General features: G+C 52.3%; 17 protein-coding genes. 3 read left to right on the top strand and 14 right to left on the bottom strand.

The features are described from left to right. From MKY64_RS01695 to MKY64_RS01655, 9 genes are all read right to left on the bottom strand, one after another. Complete coding sequence (locus MKY64_RS01695) at positions 1-888, bottom strand: carbohydrate ABC transporter permease (RefSeq protein ID WP_339250561.1); 888 nt, start codon at positions 886-888, stop codon at positions 1-3. A 75-nt stretch (positions 889-963) separates the two neighbouring features. Then, positions 964-2,265 carry an ABC transporter substrate-binding protein gene (locus MKY64_RS01690; RefSeq protein WP_340950617.1) on the bottom strand — a complete coding sequence of 434 codons (1,302 nt, stop codon included), beginning with the start codon at positions 2,263-2,265 and terminating at the stop codon, positions 964-966. 51 nt (positions 2,266-2,316) lie between these two features. Next, complete coding sequence (locus tag MKY64_RS01685; RefSeq protein WP_340957994.1) at positions 2,317-3,603, bottom strand: glycoside hydrolase family 125 protein; 1,287 nt, start codon at positions 3,601-3,603, stop codon at positions 2,317-2,319. Between the two features lie 249 nt (positions 3,604-3,852). After that, the gene (locus tag MKY64_RS01680) at positions 3,853-5,016 is read right to left on the bottom strand and encodes a GntR family transcriptional regulator (protein WP_340950616.1); all 1,164 of its coding nucleotides are present in this window, start codon (positions 5,014-5,016) and stop codon (positions 3,853-3,855) included. Between the two features lie 247 nt (positions 5,017-5,263). After that, complete coding sequence (locus MKY64_RS01675) at positions 5,264-5,530, bottom strand: hypothetical protein (protein ID WP_036725959.1); 267 nt, start codon at positions 5,528-5,530, stop codon at positions 5,264-5,266. Between the two features lie 128 nt (positions 5,531-5,658). After that, positions 5,659-5,991 carry a DUF3139 domain-containing protein gene (locus tag MKY64_RS01670; protein WP_340950614.1) on the bottom strand — a complete coding sequence of 111 codons (333 nt, stop codon included), beginning with the start codon at positions 5,989-5,991 and terminating at the stop codon, positions 5,659-5,661. A 210-nt stretch (positions 5,992-6,201) separates the two neighbouring features. Continuing rightward, positions 6,202-6,981 carry an SDR family NAD(P)-dependent oxidoreductase gene (locus MKY64_RS01665; RefSeq protein ID WP_340950611.1) on the bottom strand — a complete coding sequence of 260 codons (780 nt, stop codon included), beginning with the start codon at positions 6,979-6,981 and terminating at the stop codon, positions 6,202-6,204. Positions 6,982-7,097: 116 nt separating this feature from the next. Continuing rightward, positions 7,098-7,415: a hypothetical protein gene (locus tag MKY64_RS01660; RefSeq protein WP_340950610.1), complete on the bottom strand. Its 318-nt coding sequence runs from the start codon at positions 7,413-7,415 to the stop codon at positions 7,098-7,100. Positions 7,416-7,605: 190 nt separating this feature from the next. After that, complete coding sequence (locus MKY64_RS01655; protein WP_340950609.1) at positions 7,606-8,796, bottom strand: hypothetical protein; 1,191 nt, start codon at positions 8,794-8,796, stop codon at positions 7,606-7,608. A gap of 206 nt (positions 8,797-9,002) precedes the next feature. Between MKY64_RS01655 and MKY64_RS01650 the strand changes: the two genes are divergently transcribed. Then, the gene (locus MKY64_RS01650; protein WP_036697495.1) at positions 9,003-9,182 is read left to right on the top strand and encodes a hypothetical protein; all 180 of its coding nucleotides are present in this window, start codon (positions 9,003-9,005) and stop codon (positions 9,180-9,182) included. A 72-nt stretch (positions 9,183-9,254) separates the two neighbouring features. On the opposite strand, the gene MKY64_RS01645 is transcribed toward MKY64_RS01650, so the two are convergent. The 5 genes from MKY64_RS01645 to MKY64_RS01625 form a co-directional block, all read right to left on the bottom strand. Next, on the bottom strand, positions 9,255-10,151 hold the full coding sequence (locus tag MKY64_RS01645) for a sugar phosphate isomerase/epimerase family protein (RefSeq protein WP_340950608.1): 897 nt from the start codon (positions 10,149-10,151) through the stop codon (positions 9,255-9,257). Positions 10,152-10,195: 44 nt separating this feature from the next. Beyond that, on the bottom strand, positions 10,196-11,218 hold the full coding sequence (locus MKY64_RS01640) for a LacI family DNA-binding transcriptional regulator (protein WP_340950607.1): 1,023 nt from the start codon (positions 11,216-11,218) through the stop codon (positions 10,196-10,198). Between the two features lie 65 nt (positions 11,219-11,283). Continuing rightward, entirely contained in the window at positions 11,284-12,858 is a 1,575-nt protein-coding gene (locus MKY64_RS01635) for a DUF3502 domain-containing protein (protein ID WP_340950605.1), read from the bottom strand. Between the two features lie 79 nt (positions 12,859-12,937). After that, positions 12,938-13,834: a carbohydrate ABC transporter permease gene (locus tag MKY64_RS01630; RefSeq protein ID WP_036725974.1), complete on the bottom strand. Its 897-nt coding sequence runs from the start codon at positions 13,832-13,834 to the stop codon at positions 12,938-12,940. 27 nt (positions 13,835-13,861) lie between these two features. Then, positions 13,862-14,797, bottom strand: a complete 936-nt coding sequence (locus MKY64_RS01625) for an ABC transporter permease (protein ID WP_340950604.1) — start codon at positions 14,795-14,797, stop codon at positions 13,862-13,864. Between the two features lie 408 nt (positions 14,798-15,205). Here MKY64_RS01625 and MKY64_RS01620 point away from each other — a divergent pair, with 408 nt between their 5' ends. Then, positions 15,206-18,556, top strand: coding sequence for a GH36-type glycosyl hydrolase domain-containing protein (locus MKY64_RS01620; protein ID WP_340950602.1), 3,351 nt, complete (start codon positions 15,206-15,208; stop codon positions 18,554-18,556). 29 nt (positions 18,557-18,585) lie between these two features. Beyond that, positions 18,586-20,751, top strand: coding sequence for a beta-glucosidase BglX (gene bglX / locus MKY64_RS01615; RefSeq protein ID WP_340950601.1), 2,166 nt, complete (start codon positions 18,586-18,588; stop codon positions 20,749-20,751). Positions 20,752-20,789: the final 38 nt, after the last annotated feature.

The raw sequence follows: 20,789 nt of genomic DNA, 5'->3' as shown, positions 1-20,789 counted from the left end.
CTAAATGATCGATTCCTCCGCTTTGGAGACCCGCATATTAATCAGCGAGAAAATAAGAATGGCTACAGCAAGCACAAAGGCCTGCGCCGAGGCATAGCCCATCTGCAGCTGATTGAAGCCCTGCTGATAGATTAGGTAGACCGGGGTCTTGGTCACATTGGCCGGACCGCCCTGCGTCAGTACAAAGGCCTGGTCAAACAGCTGCAGCGCACCGATAATCGCCATCGTGCTGACCAGAAAGGTAGTTGGCCGCAGCTGCGGCCAGGTGATGAAGCGGAAGCTGTCAAATGTATTCGCCCCGTCCAGCCGTGCCGATTCATAGAGATAATCCGGGACCCCCTGCAGACCGGCCAGATAAATAATCATATTGGAGCCGACGGATTGCCAGAGGGTGAGCATTACAATGGACAGCATCGCCGTACTTGTCTCGGACAGCCAGGCAGGACCGGTAATGCCCACATAGGACAGCAAGCCGTTCACCAGACCGAATTCCGGATGCAGCAGCCAGATCCATACGGTGGCCGCAGCTACAGCCGACGTCAGCGTGGGCAGATAATAGAAGGTGCGGAACAACTTGACTCCCCGCCACGCCCTGCTCAGCAGCATGGACAGCAGGAGGGAAATGATAATATTCAGCGGAACAAAAATAATCGAGTAGAAGAACACATTCTTGAACGTCTTCCACAGCAGGCTGTCTTCAATCAGGCGGCGGTAGTTGTCCAGGCCGACCCAGTCATTCTGGCTAAGCACATCATAGTTGGTGAAGCTTAAATACAGGGCCATCACTACAGGTATAACTGTAAACACAGTGAACAGCAGCACCGTAGGCGTAATGAATACATAAGCCGTCCGGGCTTCGTGCCGTTCCACTTTTCTCATGGAAGCCATACAACTCCCCCTCTCATCATCCGGCAAGGCTCCATGGCAGCAGGGAGGCACCGCCTCCCCGCGGCATCAGGCTGGTTACTTAACAACCGCGTTATCCTTCAGCATCTTGTCGCCTTGTTCCTGAGCCTTTTTCAGCGTGTCTTCAATGCTCTGCTTGTTCTGCTGGTTCAGCTGAAGATTAGGCGCAAGCGCATCGGTCTCCATCACGGAATAGCCGGGATGAGTCGGGCGGATTTTGGCAAATTCCAGCGTATCCAGAAACGGCTTCCACTGCGGGTCATCCTGGAAAAACGGATCTTCCATCGAAGGCTTGAAGCCCGGAAGATTCAGGCTGGTCTTGGCCCACATCAAGGCATTATCCTTGTTCGCGGTCCACCATTTAATGAATTCCCATGCCTCATCATGATGCTTGGAGCCCTCCGGAATCACGAGTCCGAAGCCGCCCATCACACTGCCCTTGTCGCCGTTCGGCCCGGCAGGAGGGGGGACAATGCCATATTCGAGATCTTTACCGTATTTGTTATAGGTACTGAGCATCCAGGGGCCGGAATAGAGCATGGCGACCTTGCCTGTAACGAAGGCATCCTGCCCTTCGCCAAGTCCCAGCTCAAAGCCAACCTTATACACCTTGTCTTTGTTCATCAGGCGGTCCCAGAATTCAAGCACCTGCTTGCCCCGCTCATTATTGAAATTGGTTTTGCCGTCCTCTGTAAGCATCTGGCCGCCTGCCTGCTGGAGATACATATTGAACAGGCCGAGGTCGCCCATGGAGAAGCCCGCCACCTCCAGCTTGTCGCCGTTCCACTTGGTCAGCTTGGCAGCAGCCTGCTCCAGCTCATCCCAGGTAGTCGGAGGCTGAAGCCCTGCTTCATCCAGCAGCTTCTTATTGTAGAATAATGCCCGTGCATCAACGGTCAGCGGAAGCCCGTATAATTTATCGTTGTAGGAGAGCTCGGTCAATGACTCGCTGTAGAAATCATCCTTGGAAATGCCGTCACGCGTTAAGTACTCATCCACCGGATGCAGCACGTTCTTGGGAGCATACAGCGAGGTCCGCCAGCGGTCCCAGAACAGAACATCAGGTGCACCGCCATTCGTAGCCGCCGTCAGGAATTTGGTGATCATATCCTGCTGCAGCACATATTTGACATGAATTTTGTCCTGTGATTTGTTGAAGGCATCCACCATGGTCTCGAACTGCTTCTGGCCTTCACCGCCCCAATCGCCCCAGAACGTCAGCTCCGTCTTCTTGCCGTTGCTGCCGCTTCCGGCTTTGCCGTCATTCGCAGGGCTTTCTTTTGCCGAATTACTGCTGCACCCTGCCGCCAAGGAAGCGACCATCATCACCGAGAGTACCGTAACCCATCCTTTTTTCATTGTTACATCCCCTTCATTTGTATATTTGTCTGTTATTAGAGCCCGGGCTGCTCAGCCTCTACTCACCTCAATTCCGCAGCGCATAAGCAGCAGCTCGCAGAACATCATATTGGCCCAGGAAAACCAGGGTCTGGTATACTCTTCCGGATGATCCGCATGAAAAGCCTCATGCATCAATCCGGTTCCGGCATCTGTCTGTTGCAGCAGCTCAAGCATTGCCTCCTGCTCCTCCCTCTTCCCGGAGGTCATTCCTTGAACCGCCAAGGCGATAGGCCATATATAATGCGGAGGGGTATGCGGACTGCCAATACCTGCTGCCGCCTTGCCTTCATAGAAATAGGGGTTGGTCCGGCTTAGAATAAGCTTGCGGGTGTTGAGATACACCGGATCATCCGCAGATGCATAGCCAAGGTAAGGAATAGACAGCAGGCTGGGCACATTGGCGTCATCCATAAGGTTCACGCCTCCCAGGCCGTCGGTCTCATAGGCGTAGACAGGACCATATTCAGGGTGCTCCACAATGCCATGCCGCCGGATTCCCCCGTCAATCTGCTCAGCCAGATCTTCCGCCGCCTGTGCAAGCTCCGGGTTGCCAAGCACATCGGATGCGATTTCGCTGACGTACCGCAGGACAACGACGGCGAACATATTGGCAGGCACCAGGTAACCGTATTCGCAGGCATCATCGCTTGGACGAAAGCCTGACCAGGTCATTCCGGTATAGGCGGTTACAGAGCCTTTGCCGTCGCGGACAAGCGTATCGGTTGGCACACAGTTCACGCGTTCAAAAACATAATCGGAACCGCTCTCATGACTCTGCTCCCTGATCCATAATTTAATAATCTGCCACACTCCTGCTTCAAACGCTGAATTGAACTGCGTGATCCGCCCGGTGTTTTTCCACAGCAGATAGCTGAGCTGAATGGGATAGCAGAGGGAGTCAATTTCGTATTTCCGTTCCCAAATCCATGGACTCATCGCCGTTTTGTCTTCCTGGTGACCCCGTCCATTCGCTTCCCGGTTGAACGCATTCGCATAGGGATCAATGGCAATATAGGCAAATTGCTGTGCGATAAGCCCTTCAATCATGCCGGCAATTTCTTCATCTTCGGAGGCGGGGATCAGGAAGGGACGGACTTGTGCGGTGGAATCCCGCAGCCACATGGCCGGTATATCACCGGTAATGACAAAGGTTGTTCCATCCGGGTTGCGCTGTATCGTTGTGTTCCAGGTATTAAGCATGCACTGTTCAAACATATCTGCCAGGTGCGGATAGCCGGGCAGTTTTTGACGTACACGGCCAGCCAGCTCCCGCAGGGAATTAGGTGTTTCCTTCATCGCTTTCAATCGGAATGACCTCCTCTGTAATGAATGAAGCGCTTTCACAAATGAGTATATTGGTATGTAAATGATATGTCAATATGTATTTTTAGATAATAATATATTAACATATGAAATACACTGATATTGACTAGACTAGGCTAACTTGCAAGCTTAATCTTCCGGCCGGAAACGGATCACATTGGACACAGCAAAAAAACCCATCCGGCGGAATGTCCGGCGGAATGGGTCTTTAGATTACAGCAGCTAGTTGTGACGGACAGGGCCGGTCGAATTCCCGGGCACCAGCTCAGCTTCCAGCATCACCTTATGGGGAACGGCCTCCCCGTTCATAATACGGAGCACATTCTCCAGGGCAATCCGGCCCATCTCCTCTTCATTCTGCCGCATATGGGTGAAGGCATACCCGCCTCCCAGATGGGTCGGCGGACTGTCGAAGCATATAATGGAGATATCCTCAGGTATGCGCAGCCCCAGACGTTCCACCGCAGTCTTCGCGAGCAGCGCGATATTGTATTCAATGGCAAATAACGCTGTGACAGACGGATGGCTCTGCAGGTGGGTGACCAGCCGCGAGATATCCCGTTCAATATTATCCGCATTAAAAAACTTCGGCAGCGTCGAGGTCAGATCGCTGACCCACAGCTCCTTGTCAACCATGACTCCCCGCTGGGCATGGGCCTGAATGAAGCCCTCAATCCGGTCCTCCACCGCAGTGGTGTCCACGGGAGGCGGAGACAGAAACGAAATATGCGTGTGCCCGAGGTCAAATAAATACTCCGTTGCTTCAAGGGCCGCCTGCAGATTATCGGTGCTGATGGAGGCCGCAGCTACTCCTTTTAGATGTCTGTCTACCAGCACAAGCGGAAAACGTCCGATGACCAGCTTCAGAATTTCCGCATTGAAATACTCGCCCTGGGCCGGGAAAATAATCAGACCGTCTACACCCAGATTCAGCAGCTTCTGGATCGCCTGCTCTTCATTCTCCGGAATCCCGAAGGTTCTCCGCAGCACCAGAAAGCAGTCATTATCGCGCGAAGCCTGCTCCATCCCGTAGATCAGCCCCGTCCCGTAGCTGTTGCCGAAGTCGGTGATGATCAGGCCGATTGTTTTCTCATTGGCACGAATATTCAACGCAGCCGGGGCTGTGAGGTTCATCCCCGGGTCAGACTGCTCAGCGGAAGCATCTGTTACGAACGAGCCGCGGCCGGGCTTGCGGACAATCAGCCGTTCGGCGGCCAGCATCTCAAGTGCTTTTTTGCTGGTTATGCGGCTGACACTATAGGTCTCAGCCAACTCTTTCTCGGAAGGAACCCGCTCTCCGGGTTTATAAGCCTGTGTAAGGATGCTATCCTTCACTTCATCAAAGATCTTCTCATACATCGGCTTGGAAGAGGTTGTTTCAGTCATAACGTTCATGGTCCCCTGACGTTCATTTTTCGGTATCATACATAATAATATATCATGATATATTGTAATTGTCGATCCGGGTCGGCCCATGAACATTCTGATCACGGCTTCTAACAGAATTCCATCGCCCGGGTGATCCGAAGGCTGGTGTAAGCCACATTCTGCTTACAACAAAAAACCGCAGCAGGAGATCTGTCCAGTCTGCGGATGAGGGGTAGTGCCTTATCTCTGCCAGGATCAAGACATTCTAGAAGCTGCGGCTGTCCTGAATATGAATATAATTAACGCCTTGCGCAGTCAGTTTAGAACCGCTCGTATTCGCGACGCGGACTGCCTTCTTGCCTTTCCCGCTAACAGAGAAGCTGATATTGCTCGCCAGCTTGTTCTCTGCGATCTGTTCCAGCGCACTGTGGAAGCCCCCGACCGTCACACCCTCCAGGTTATCCAGTACCGGTTCTTTGCCCTCTTCAATCGTCTTGAGAATCTGATAGATCAACGACTTGCTTCCGTCCATCCCGTTCGCCTCCCGCTTATTGTTAGCGTTTACAATATACCAGCTGTGCGTATACAAATATTTTCCAACTGTATATATATTCTCTAATTCGACAGTGTATGCTGATTACCTCTTCCCGCCAAGCTCATTCAGTAAAAAGTTTCATCCATATGATTTCCGTACAGGCTGGAAGCGCCAACCAATCTGAACGCTCCATCCACTTTGGCGTACGTATAGTTCTGATTGGGTTCATCCTTATAGCGTACCTCCACTTCATAATCTCCCGATTTGAAGCTGTAGACTCCCCGGACCTCCTGAATATCTGCTGCGGGGTAAGCTCTGGTATGAACCAGGTACTCCCTGACTTCCCTTGCAATTTGGCTTCTTTTATAAGGTAAGCCTGTAAGCGACGCATAGATTCCACCCACAACTATAATTATTACTATACCAGCTATAATCGTAGTCCGGTTCGTAAGCCTCATGCGGATAACCTCCATTCAAAAAATAGGGTTTTAGCTCAGAGTGGGGATAACATATTTTTACATGTGTCAGTTCATTTTACCATACCAGTGTGAATGCCAGCACATTGTATTCGGTTTTTCGCATACATTCTTCTCTCCGGCCTGAACGCAAAAAAAGCACCCCTCAAGGTGCTTCCTGCCACTAGCCACTCTTCCTACCACTTTCCATCCTTATGAGTTCTGCCGGTATATCGGCGCGCCCAGCGGCGAGCTGCCTGCACCGCCGTCCACGGCGATATCTGCACCTTGGATATACGAAGAATCATCGGAGGCCAGGAACAGGGCGACCTTAGCGATCTCTTCGGGTACACCCGCGCGGCCCAGAGGAATCGACAGTGCCATGCCTGCCTCGACCTGCTTCCAGTTATCCATCGCCGACTCTCCCCAGATCGGAGTGCGCGTTACGCCAGGCACGATGTTGTTGACGCGGATGCCCAGCGGAGACAGCTCGGAGGCCAGCACCTTCGTCATGCTGCTGACCGCTCCTTTGCTGGCGGCATAGGCGGAATTGCCGGGTCTTCCGGCCTTGGCTAACACGGAGCCGGTCAGAATGACGGAGGCTCCGGCCTTCAGATGAGGCAGTGCAGCCTGGACGGTGAAGAAGGTACCGGTCACATTGATCCGGAGCACTTCCTCGAAGGTGGCAAGCTCTGTGCTGCCCAGCGGTGTATAGCCCGCGATTCCTGCATTCGCATAGACCACATCCAGTCTGCCGAAGGCCTCTATTGCTGCATTCACAGCCTTCACCGCACTCTGCGGATCAGTCGCATCCGCCTGGACAGCAACTGCATGCTCCGCACCCAGCTCTTCTACCGCCGCCTGCAGAGATACCGGATTACGGCCGGTTATGACCACTCTTGCGCCCTCCGTCACAAATAACCTGGCACTAGCCAGCCCAATCCCGCTATTTCCTCCAGTAATCAATGCAACTTTCCCGTCAAGCTTCCCCATCGTTACCACTCCTCATCTGTTTTATTTGAGACCGTTCGTTCTACTATAGTCAAAAAAATAATCTGCCTCGTACCAGCATCTTAGCATATTCTAGAACGATCAGTAAAGTATTATTTTTACCGGACGTTCTCAAATAGCATCAGCCTTGCAAAAAGCAGAAAATATCCCCCAATCCACAGCAGTGCCCCTATCATGATGAAGATTCCTATGTACCCCGCCCAGCCTGGCGGTTTCCTTGTGTACTTCAACAGAAGAAGCGATGCAACAACCAAAACCGCAGAGGGAATGCCTAAGATCTGCAGCAGCATTATATTTACGATATCCAGGATAAACCCTTGGCTGAACCCCGCGCTCGTATGTAACAGAAAGAGGGCCAATCCTACGATATTCACCACGACAGCGCTGATCCAGATTATTCTAACCGGTCTAACCATGCTTCACCCCCTATGCTATCCCATTACCCGCTAATCGAAAGTATTACACCAAAGCTAACTCCATTCTCCACAATACCTACCTATTCTTCTGCTGCACCACAAGCAAAAACGGGTCCGTCCTCATAGGGACAAGACCCGTCTTCGTCTTTGTCATTCGTCATTCGTAATTCATCATTATCTTACGGACAACCTACCGCCCTGCCGTCTCAAAAGAAAACCGCGCTGTCCACGTAGCACCTGCATCCTTCGTCACATAGAGGGTAGAGCTATTCATATCCTTCACAGCCATCCAGCCCTGATTGGCATCGGTGAACGAGATCGTTCCTTCGAAGCCGGGAACGGTCTGCTGATTCTTCCAGCTCTGTCCGTTGTTCTTGGTGAGCCCGATGCCCACTTGCTCCGCTGCCGGCTGGTATCCTGCCAGGAAAGCTACCGATTTGCCGATCAGCACCATATTGCCGGGACTGCCCGAGGCCGGCCCCTTCTTCGCTACGGCTGCGCCCCTGCCCGGAGCCGGACCGCCGCCTGCGGTCTCCTGGGCAATCACCCGGGTCCAGCTGCCGCCGGAGTTAGAGCTGCCGTAGAGAGAATAAGAGGTCTGCGACATGCCGACGCCGCCGTACAGCAGCGCATACACCTGACTGTCCTTGGCGTAGATCTGCCCGTAATTCGCCTCAGGGGTGGAGGCGCTAAGTACCTGCTTCCAGGCTGCTCCGCCGTTAGTTGTCTTCATTACCCGATAGCCGCTCCCGGGAACAACTACCACAGCCCAGCCGTTATTCCTGCTGGTGAAATGGGCTCCGCGGGTATTGGCAGGTGTCTTGATCAGGCTCCAGCTCTCCCCGCCATCGTTCGTATAGTAAGTAGAGGTCCGGTTGTAGCCGAATCCCTTGCTGCTGTCCAGAAATTCTACCGATTCAAAGGTCACGGCCTGGTTCGACAGCCTTGTCCAGGTAGAGCCGCCGTCTGCCGTTCTTAACAGATATTTAGCCTGTCCGTCCTTGACCGCGGCAAGCGCCCAGCCGTGAACATTATCCGGGAAATCAATCTGCTGGAAGCTCCACTGTCCTTCATAGATCTTTTGGAAATGGCAGCCGCCGTCCGAGGTTCCAATCAGGAAGCCGTTCCCGGCTGCCCGCCCCGTATCTGAGCTTAGGAACTCTACATCCGAGAAGGTGAGCGGCTGCGTTTCCGCTCTCTGGTGTGCCTTCTGCAGATCCTTAAGAAGCCCATGGTCTCCGGTGCTGCATCCCTGCGGCGGAGTTGGGGCCGGTGCTGCTGCCTGAACCGAGGAAGATGACGCCCCCCAGCCGACTAGAGAGATTAGACCTGCGGTAAGGAGCGTTACGGTGATCTGCTGTAATCTGGTTGTCCAATTCATTGGTGACACCTCCTAGAATATATATACCCTCTGAGCAGAACGTTACTCTGACAGTACATGAACATGTTACTCCATCTGAGGCCAACTATGTAGGTGTGAAATGGTACAAAACTGTAACTAATTTCGCTGTTAAAATCTCCTATTCGTGTTTAATAATAAGTAAAGAGATTTACAAGCATTCTGCATTCAAGGAGGAAGTGAAGAGTATGATTAAACAGGATATTCAGCATGCACTTCTCTCCAATCTATGCCAGCGCGTGCATTTGATCAGCGGAGAAACGTACACCGGAGTATGCCAAATCGATCATTCCGCAGATGCACTGCATATTGAAACGAATAAAGGGACCTTCACCGTCCCCTATTGGACCATCAAGCGATTCATCTAATCACATAACTACAACCAAAAAGACCTCACGGCCACATCCGCAGATGTGAATCATGAGGTCTTTCTTGTATACTCATACAACCGGATTTGGTATCATACTGCCGCCCCGGCAATGCTTAAGAACATTCAACGCATGGACCTGGCCGGTCATCTCCAGCTCGTCCCGGTAGACCGGATCATGCCAGCCTTCAATATCAATGGTGCCCTGATAGCCGCCCTGCCGGAGAATGGTGATAATATCCGTCCAGTTCGTATCCCCGAAGCCCGGCGTCCGGTCCCACACATAAGGCTTCGGACCATGAATTCCGTACTCCTTGACTATGTCCCAGGCAATCGTCGCATCCTTGCCATGGACATGGAAGATTTTATCCACCCATTTGCGCAGCTGCGGGATCGGATCAATCAGCGCGGTGAGCTGATGGGCAGGCTCCCATTCCAGCCCGAGATTGTCTGCCGTAACGGCGTTGAACATTTTCTCCCAAGCTGTAGGGTTATGGGCGATATTCCAGTCACCCTTCTGCCAGCTCCCGCCCATCGCACAGTTCTCAAAAGCAATCCGCAGACCCTTATCTGCCGCCCGCTTCGACAATTCCCCGAACACCTCGGCGAATCTCGGAAGCGATTCGTCAATCGACGAGCCGGGCAGCCGTCCGGTGAAGCCGCCAATAATGTCCGTCCCGAATAAGTGAGCGTGCTCGATCAGCTGCTCCCAGCCCGCCAAGGTGGCCTCCGTCTCAGCCTCCGGTCCGCCGCCGAGCGGATTGCCGTAGATGCCGACAGCAGAGATGACGAAGTGATGCTCCGCCGCCAGCTCCCGGACCCGGGCTGCGGTCTCCACCAGGTCGATTCCGCCTGTCGTCTGCCAGAAATTCAGTTGAAAGGATTCGAAGCCATGCTCCACAATCTGCGGAATGACCTGGACGGCTTCGCCGCCACGGACCAAAGTGCCTATTCTCAAAGATTCTTGCATCCTTAATATCAACTCCAGTTAGTTTTATAGTAAGCGCCCTGCTGTTACCGGCCCTTAATCATCTTGCAAGAGCCACGCTTGAGCAATACCGCATCATAGACAATATGCTGATGGGAGGAATGTTTGGTAATCAGGTCGAACAGCACGCCCACACTGGACAACGCCATTTCAGTGCCCGGCTGGCTGATCGTATCCAGTGCAGGATGATAGTATTCGGCCATCTCAATACCGTCGAAGCCGATGATCGAAATATCATCGGGGATAGATAAGCCTGCCGTAAGCACAGCTTTGGCCGCACCGATTGCAATCGTATCAGAGGCTGCAAAGATAGCAGTTACGGTTCTGTCGCGGTTCAGCAATCTGCGTGCAGCGTTGAAGCCCGAGCTTGGACTGTATTCACAATCCTCTACGAATCCCGGATTATAAGTTATGTTATGTTCTTCCAGCGCCATCTTGTAGCCAAGAAGGCGGCGGCTGCCTGTGGTGTCTTCCAGTAAAGGGGATTTGGCGAGAAAGCCGATGTTCCGGTGTCCAAGCGAAAGTAAATATGAGGTTGCCTTATAGGCTTCCTTGGATTCATCGATCGTTACGCTTGAGAAGATAGACGGGTCCACTTCCTGTGAGGTGGTGATGGTCGTGAGTACGAATGGAACCGTTAACTGCTTGAATTTCTCTTCGGAGTGGTTATAGGTACCGCCCATGAAAATGATACCGCTAAGATTCTTCTCCTTCACCAGCTGAATGGCAGCATTGATCTCATCGGTGCCGTCCTCTACCTGATGGATGAGAAACGGATAGCCGCGCAGATTGACCTGACGTTCAATCTCCTTAATCATAATGGAGAAGAACGGGTTAGTAATCCCTTTTACCATGAGTGCAATATTCTTGGATTGGGTTGTCTTTAGATTTCGGGCATTGGAATTGGGAATATAGTTATATTCCTTGACGACACTCAGTACCTTCTCCCGGGTGGCATCGCTCACCAGACCCTTGTTATTGATCACTCTGGACACTGTTGAAATGCCGACACCGGATATCCTGGCGATATCCTTAATGTTTACGTCCACTCTACTCCCCCATTTATAGGTAAGGGAGCTATAAGATATAGCTCCCCTGTAACCTATACATTCTTTTAGTTAACAGGTGTAAAATCTGCCAATTGTTTCTCTACTTCGGCAATGACCTTGTCAACTCCTGCTTTTTTCAGCTGATCGCGGTATTCTGCTACAGCCGTTTTTGGATCTTTATTTGTTTTACCCAGCATGAGCTGAATACCAAGCTGTGCATTCACGTTCGAGATCGAGGCAATTTCAGTAGTTACATTAGCCGGGTCGAAGCTGAAGCCGTTGTACGGATCATCGATCGCTTCTTTATCCCATGCCGTGAACAGGTCTTTACGGACCGGGTTCTCAGTATCACTAGGAATCACAAACTTGTCGTTTCTGAGCGACCAAGCCGAGAAGCCGCCGCCGTCTGTTTTCTCATTGAAGCCTGGAGGCTGTTTCTTCACGCCGTCTTCAATGATATAGTGTTTGCCTTCAATACCGTACTGCATCAGGTTGTAGTAGCTTTCATCTGTCATGAATTTCTCAATAACCATCAGAGAACGCTCTGGATTATTGGAATTGGCGCTAATAACGGTTGAGTTGTCTACACCCATCTTACGTTTGATTTTCTTATTGGCTTCAGCAAAAGTATAGAAGGCTGTAGGAGCGTCAGGCAGCGCCTTGATATCTCCGCCATACTGGCCGATCCAGTCCTGGGCATGAGTCAGATAACCCGCAGAGTTCGCGGCTCTGAAGTTGTCTTTGCTGCCGAGGGAAGCGGACAGAACGTCTTTGCCCCAGTAGCCCTTGTCGCCCCACTCACGCATTTTCACAGCCCAATCCTCGAATTCCTGAGTGAAGGCCGGATGGAATACAGTCTTGTAATCCTCTGGACTCTTAGTGACCAGGTTCAATTCATTAAGCGAGATACCAGGTGCGTTCAGCCACATGCCTGTAGTATCTACGAGCATTCTGTACATGTTCTGTGCATCCTCAGCCTTACCGTTAATTGGCGGGAAGGATTCATTGGCAACCACATTATCCATGTATTTAACCATATCATCGATTGTCTTAATTTCAGTCATACCGTATTTCTTCAGCAGATCGGTACGATAAGCATAACCGGCAGGCGTATATTCGCTGAACAGACTCGGTACGCCGTAGATTTTGCCATCCACCTTGGTGTTCTGCCAGGAGGATTCTGGAATCTCCGCTTTCAGCTTAGGCGCTACCTTGTCCAGCATGTCGGTAATGTCAGTCAGCGCGCCTTCAGTAGCCAGGGTGTAGTAGGACACAGGAGCACCCGGAGAAGCATGCGACAGATCGAACGATTCGCCGGAAGCGAACAGCAGCGGATACTTGGTCGCTACGTCACCCCAGTCAATATATTTGATTTCAAGCGTAGTATTCAGATCGGCCTTAAGCTTCTTGTTAATCTCAGCCAGAATGTCTTTATTGGTAACTCCCTCACTGCCCCACAGGTAGTACGTCAGCTTCGCTTCCTTAGAAGTGTCTACGCCTCCGGAATTAGTGGAAGTGGATGGAGTGTTCGACGAGCCTGTATTTCCACCATTTGCATTATTGCTTGACGAACAAGCGGATAGCACTCCAGTAAGCATGAGGACAGCGGCTAGAGAAGAAGCAATCTTTTTACCTTTCATTCGGTAAGCCTCCCTTTTCTTTTCTATATTATGGTTTTTGCATCTATAACAAACACCCTTCATTTGAAGCAGGCGTCCATTAACCCTTGACAGCACCGATGGTAAGACCGGTTACGAAGTAACGCTGAATGAATGGATACAGGAGAATGATCGGGCCTGTGGCCAGCACGGCTGTAGCCATTTTGATCGATTGGGTCGGCAGATCGGCTGTATTAATGACCGCCCCCGAGTTGATGAGACTGCCCATATTCGCCTGGTTGATCATGCGCTGCAGGAAGTACTGGAGCGGGAACTTGCTCTGAGTGTCCATGTACAGCATTCCGTTGTACCACTCATTCCAGAAGCCTAGTGCCGAGAACAGTCCGATCGTTGCCAGTGACGGAACCGCCAGCGGCATGAAAATCCGCCAGTAGATGCGGAAATCGCCTGCGCCGTCAATCGTCGCTGATTCATACAGGGAATCCGGGATCGCCTTCATGAAGTTACGCATCAGGAAGATCGACCACGCCCCTACCACCGCCGGCAGGATCATGGCGAACAGATTGTCCTTGAGGTGCAGATGCTTAACCATCAGAATGTAAGTCGGAATCAATCCTCCGCTGAACAAGGTGGTGAAATAGATCAGGAAGGAGAAGAAGTTACGGTATTTGAAATCCTTGCGGTTCAGGACAAATCCGGCCATGGACATCATGAACAGCCCGAGCACCGTACCGACGACTGTGATAAAGATCGTTACCTGATAAGCATCCACCAGCTTGGAGGAGTTACTGAGCAACAATTCATAGGCCTTGAAAGAGATCTCATTCGGTATCAGCTTGTACCCCTCGCGGATAATCTCCTGCTCATTCATGAAGGAGGAGGAAATCATCAGCGCAAAAGGAAACACACAGAACAGGGCAAATACGGAGATGCAAATGTAGCTGATCACCTTAATAAAAATGCTGCCTGAATCCTGTTTAATAGTATTACTTGCCATATTAACACCCCTGTTTCTTATCTTGTCTTAGAACAACGCGCTATCCGGTTCAACCTTGCGCACAATAAAGTTAACGACAAGCACCAGAACCAGACCGAATAAGGATTGGTAGAAGCCAACAGCAGCACCCATGGAGAAGTTAAATTGTCCCACGAGCGACCTGAAGACATAAGTATCTATAATATCCGTCTGCGGATACAGCACGGAGTTTGTTCCAATCAAATTGTAGAAGAGGTCGAATGAGCCTTTGAGAATTCCGCCCATACCGAACAGGAGGAGCAGAATGAAGGTTGGCTTCAGAATCGGCAGGGTCATATAACGGATACGCTGCCAGGTAGTGGCGCCGTCCATATAAGCTGCTTCATAGAGATCATGGTTAATTCCCGTAACGGCTGCCAGATAGACAATCATACCGTAACCGGTACTTGCCCAGATCTTGAACGCTACAATGATGTATTTCCAGATTCCAGCGTCGGAGTAGAACTCAATCTTGTCTAAGCCCGTACTGGTAAGCATCGTATTGATAAACCCGGAGTTGAAATTGAACAGGTTATACGCGAACACGCCGACTATGACCATCGAGATGAAATTCGGAAGCAGAATAACCGACTGGGAGATCTTCTTGAACCACTTGCCCGCAATCTCCGACAGCATGATGGCAAATACAATCTGGATGATGTTACCCAGTGCAAGGAACACCAGATTGTAGAGCAAAGTATTCTTGGTGATATTCCAGAGGTCTCCGTTCTGAATCAGGAACTCAAAATTCTTGAGTCCGATAAAGTCACTGCCAAAGATCCCTTTGTTGAGCTTGTAATCTACGAATGCAACGTACGCGCCAGGCATTACCGCATAATGAAACACAGCAAAATACACAATGACAGGCAGCAGCATGAGATACAGCACTTTGTTCTTCACTAATTCCCGGACAACATTTCCGCCCGATTGTACAAATCTTGCCAATGAACCCACCTCCAAATTAAACATTGCATTCCACTGCAACTAATTAAGCATTCTACTGCAACTAATTAACCCTTTTCGACCATATAGAAACGTTTCCATTATTTCTTTGTGTTTCCCCTTGCTCAGAGCATACTCCTTCCTTGTATACGCTGTCAAACATTTTTTATTTTTAAATAACAAGTAATAAAATTACATTTTGCTGTTCATAATAGATGAAAAGGCGTTTTTTTTATAGATAATTGACTTTTTTCAGTCAAAAGTCTAAACTCGAAATGTATCGCCTATGGAAACGTTTCTATTTATTCTTTACATGGACATGTCAGCCCTTTTTTGTGACATCTGATGATGAATTCCCCCGTTCTGATCGATTTCATGTCCTAACTTAAGCACTGGAAAGCGAGGCTCGATATGATATTCAAACAACAAATGAACATGATTACCTTAACCCGGGATGACCTGTCGTATACATTCCTGCCTACAGGAGATATTTTTGAATTCACGCAGGGCTCCACTCTTATTAATCTGTTCCAGGGTAATCCGGCAGACGGCTCTTCCAATAATATCTATCTGCGCGTATATACGGAGCAAGGAATCCAGAGCTATCCGCTGCTGGGTATTAAGTCGGGCTCCACGCTGTCCCGTACAGATGACAAACTGATTTTTGAAGGTTCTTTAGAAGCAATCAGCTACCGCGTTACCTTCGCACCGGCCAAGGACGGCATCTGGTTCTGGCAGCTTCAGCTCTCCGGCAACGGTGAGACTGTAGATGTAGTGTATGGCCAGGATGTGGGCATTGCAGACAAAGGCGGCATTCTCGCCAATGAGCTGTACATGAGCCAATATCTGGATCACAGCATCTGGGAAGGCCCGCAGGGCTACGCCGTATGCTCGCGCCAGAACCAGCCGCAGGGAACTAACTTCCCGTATCTCCAGCAGGGTGTAGTCGGCTCACGGGCTGTAGGCTACTCCACGGATGGTATGCAGTTCTTCGGCATTTCCTATAAAGGAAGCTATGTGCCGGAGGCGCTGAACGGCAATCTTCAGAACCGTAATTATCAATACGAGCTGGCTTATACCGCACTCCAGACCGAGACTATGGTCCTGTCGGCTCCGGCTGAGTTCGCCTTCTACGGCCTGTTCCGTCCGAATCATCCGTCTGCTGTTACAGAGCTTGAATTCCAGGCTGAGCTGCAGGCAGCTTATGCAGAGATCGACTGGAACGGCAAGGAAGCCGTGCCAAGCCGGGATGTTCCTGTGCTTAGTGACGATATCGGCAAGCCTTATGTCTCCCCACAGTGGTCACAGGCCGAGATTGATGCCGCCTTCCCTAACCGGAAGCTTGAGGAGATGGAGAACGGCCAGCTGCTCTCTTTCTTCACAGACGGGCATGTCCATGTGGTTCTGCAGCCTAAGGAGCTGCTGGTGGAACGTCCGCATGGGCATATTATCACCTCGCTGCTGGGCGACAAGCAGGTAGACAACAACCTGATCTCCTCCACTAACTATATGTACGGTCTTTTCAACGGTCAGACCGTGGTGGGGAATACCTCTTTCCATAAAGGTCTCTCCACGCCGCGCGGCCTGCTGAACATTCAACGCAATAGCGGTCAGCGGATCTATGTCCGCATGGACGGGGTTTACCGGATTCTTACACTGCCTGCGGCTTACGAGATGGGCGTGAATTTTGCGAAATGGCATTATCAGGTTGAAGACGATGTGCTCACCGTTACTTCGATCGCCGCAGCAGGCCAGCCGGATATTGCCCTTCAGGTACAGTCTAAGCTGGGCAGATCCTATGATTATCTGATCACGAACCAGCTGGTCATGGGCGAGCATGAATTCCAGCATCCGTTACGGGTGGAAGAGAAGGACAACATCCTGCAGCTTCTTCCTGATGAAGCATTACTTCAGAAGCTTCCTTATCCGGGCCTGCATTTCGATATCCAGCTGCCGGGAACCGCATATACCTACAGCGATGACCGGATGTTCTTTGCCGACAGACAACCGCGCAACGGCACTCTGCTCACCTTGTCGGTAACGCAGTCCTCCGGCTTCCAGCTTGTGATTCAGGGCAGACTTACAGCAGCAGAGGCTCTTCCGCTGACGGTCCCTTACACACTGGAGAAGGAGCAGGCACAGTATAACGAATTCTACGCTTCGTTCACCTCCGGCTTCCAGCTTGAGCTGGATGGCGCAGAGCAGGCGCGGATTGACATTCTGAATGAGACCGCATGGTGGTACACCCATAATGCGATGACCCACTTCATCATGCCGCATGGCCTTGAACAGCCGGGCGGAGCTGCCTGGGGTACACGCGATGTCTGCCAGGGGCCAATGGAATACTTCCTGATGACCCAGCACTATGAGCTGGCCCGCAATGTTCTGCTGAAGATCTACTCGCATCAGCTGTGGGAGAGCAAGGAATGGCCGCAATGGTTCATGTTCGACCAGCATCCGGTTCAGGCCCATGAATGGCATGGCGACGTCGTGCTCTGGCCGCTGAAATGCATCAGCGATTACATCACGGCTACCGGAGACTACGCGATTCTTGACGAGAAAATCGGTTATCACCATCTGGCAAACGCTCAGCCAAGCCAGCAGACCGAGACAGTCCTCGAACATGTGAAGGCTGCTGTAGAGACCATCCGTGAACGCTTCGTACCGGGCACAGCTCTGATCAACTATGCCGGCGGCGACTGGGATGACACCCTGCAGCCTGCCAATGAAGCGCTCAAGACCAAGCTGGTCAGCGCATGGACGGTCGCGCTCGCCTTCCAGGTAATCCGCAATCTGTCCCAGGTGACTTCTGCCGATCCTGAATTCTCCGCCAGCCTGGCAGCTATGGCTGAAGAGATGAAGGAATCGTTCCGCACCCTCCTGATCAAAGACGGCGTGATCGCCGGCTTCGCTTACTTCCAGGAGGACGGCAGCATTGATTATATGCTTCATCCGCTGGATACAGAGACCGGCATTCATTACCGGTTACTACCTATGACCCGCAGTATTATTGCGGAGCTGGTTACTCCGGAGCAGGCGGCAGAGAACCTGCGCCTGATCGACGAGCACCTGAACTGCCCGGATGGCGTGCGCCTGATGGACCGTCCTGCCCGCTATGAAGGCGGCGTAAGCACCATCTTCCGCCGTGCGGAGCAAGCAGCCAGCGTCGGCCGTGAGATCAGCCTGCAATATGTACATGCCCATATCCGCTATATTGAAGCTTCCGCCAAGCTGGGCGAAGCGAAGCGTGCCTGGGATGGCCTGTTCCAGATCAACCCGATCAACATCCGGCAGAGTGTGCCTAATGCCCAGCTGCGCCAGAGTAACATGTACTTCAGCAGCTCGGACGGCGACTTCCCTGACCGCTACAGCTATCAGGAGAACTTCGACCAGCTGCGTGACGGCAGCGTAGAAGTGAAGGGCGGCTGGCGGCTGTACTCCAGCGGTCCCGGGATCTATCTTAATCAGCTGATCTCAGCCGTTCTGGGTATCCGCTTCAGTGAAGAAGAGCTGATTATCGATCCGGTCCTTCCGGCCAGCCTTGACGGCCTGCGCTTCACTTATGAGTGCTTCGGCAAGAAGATGACCTTCGTCTATCACATTAGCGCAGGTGAGGCCCGCACCCCGGAAGTGCAGGCAGCAGGCGTTGCTGTAACCGGTCAGGTACTACCGAATCCATACCGCCCGGGCGCGGTAAGCATTGCCAAAAATCACCTGCTGAGCCTGCCCGGCGATGAGCTGCATATCTATGTAACACAATAACTTTCAGTACGCTTACGAAGGAGTTAGCCATGACTAAACCGTTTATCCAGGATCTCGTGAACGATATGACACTAGACGAGAAGTTAGCCCAGCTTACCCAGCTTGGTCCATACTATTGGGGTCTGGATGATACCGTGGATTTGACGGGTCCATTCAAAGAGCTTAATATCGAGCCGCAGGTGATCAAAAGCATCGGAAGCGTTCTGAACGGTATCGGCGCACGGAATGTCATTGAGCTGCAGACCCGGCATCTGGAATCCAGCCGTTTGAAGATCCCGCTGATCTTCATGGCCGATGTCATTCACGGCTACCGGACCATTCTGCCGATTCCGCTCGCCATGGGCTGTTCTTTCGATCTTGATGCCTGTGAGCAGTTCGCTGAAGTAGCTGCGCGGGAGAGCGCTGCCGCCGGCATTCACCTCACCTTCTCTCCGATGACCGACCTCGTACGCGATCCGCGCTGGGGCCGGGTCATGGAGACCTCCGGTGAGGACCCTTACCTGAACGCCCGGGTGACTGAGAGCATGGTCCGGGGCTACCAGGGCAAGGATCTGAAGGAGCCGGGGCGGATCGCTGCCTGCGTGAAGCATTTCGCCGGCTACGGCGCGCCTGAAGGCGGCCGTGAATATAACACGGTGGACATGTCCACCGGCGTACTCCGCGAGTTCTATCTGCCAGCCTACAAGGCGGCAGTAGATGCCGGTGTCGCTATGGTGATGGCTGCGTTCAATACCATTGACCGCATTCCATCCAGCGGCAACAGCAAGCTCCTGCGCGGTATTCTCCGCGAGGAATGGGGCTTCGACGGCGTAACCATCGCCGACTTCAACTCCGTGAACGAGCTGGTGCCCCACGGCGCAGCGCAAGACGGACGTGAAGCTGCCCTGAAGAGCCTGGTAGCGGGACTTGATATCGAGATGATGTCCACCCACTATCTGAACCATGCTGCCTCGCTGGTCCAGGAAGGTCTGCTCGACCTCCGCCTCATCGACGAAGCGGTTACGCGGGTACTGGAGCTTAAGGATGCCCTCGGCCTGTTCGACAATCCGTTCAAGGATGCCGACCCTGTAGCTGACGAAGCCGATAAGCCAAGTCCTGAGCACCTTCAGGCGGCACGCGAGATGGGCGCCCGCTCGATCGTTCTGCTGAAGAACGAAGGCGGAGTCCTGCCGCTGAAGCGCGGCATGAAGATCGGCCTCGCCGGTCCCTTCGCTACCTCGATCAATGTTCTTGGAGGCTGGGCCGGTACCGAGAAAGACCCGGCGGTCTCCCTCTACACGGGCATCACCGGCAAAATCCCGGCAGCGGACCTGCTCACAGCCATGACCGGCGAGCTGGGAAGCATGCTGGAGGGTGTATTCGATGTAGAGGATGCTTCCGAAGCGGCTTACGAGCAGTTGAAGGACTGCGATGTCATTCTGGCCGCAGTCGGCGAGAATCAGCAGGATACCGGAGAAGGCGGCAGCAAGGCCAGCCTGCGGCTGTCCGCCAATCAGGAGAAGCTGATCCACCGCCTCAAGGCAACCGGCAAGCCGGTGGTCACCATTGTGTTCAGCGGCCGCCCGCTGGAGCTTGCACCAGTGCTTGAATCAAGTGACGCGCTGGTACAGGCCTGGTTCCTCGGCACCGAGTCGGGAAATTCCATTGCAGATGTGCTGTTCGGAGATTATAATCCGTCTGGACGCCTCTCCATGAGCTTCCCTTACTCCGTGGGACAGATTCCGGTGTACTATAACGCATATCAGACGGGACGCCCTTATGATCCCCAGTATCCGAATGTGCGTTATGTAACCCGTTATCTGGATATTCCGAATGATCCGCTGTTCTGCTTCGGCTACGGCCTGAGCTATTCTACGTTTGCCTACAGCGGCTTTACGGTAGAAGCTGCGGCAGACGGCAAGGTGCTTGCCTCCATCCAGGTGGAGAACACCTCGGAGGTTACCGGCAAGGAGACCGTTCAGCTCTATATCCGCGATGTTACCGCAAGTGTGGTCCGTCCCGGCAAAGAGCTGAAGGGCTTCAAGCAGATTACCCTTGCCCCGCATGAGAAGCAGACGGTGTCCTTCGAGATTACCAGAGACATGCTCATGTTCTACGGCCAGGACGATCAGCTTGTGTTCGAGCCTGGAGACTTCGATATTATGCTTGGTGCCAACTCCAGCGACCATAGCACGCAGCGGATCTGGATCGGCTGACCCTAGTAACCAATGGACATAACAAATAGCGCCAATCC

This window comes from Paenibacillus sp. FSL R7-0210 (genome assembly GCF_038009085.1).
Lineage (GTDB): Bacteria > Bacillota > Bacilli > Paenibacillales > Paenibacillaceae > Paenibacillus_AQ > Paenibacillus_AQ silagei.
Note: the sequence above shows the minus strand (reverse complement) of the source record. Positions and strands in the feature narration are given on the sequence as shown.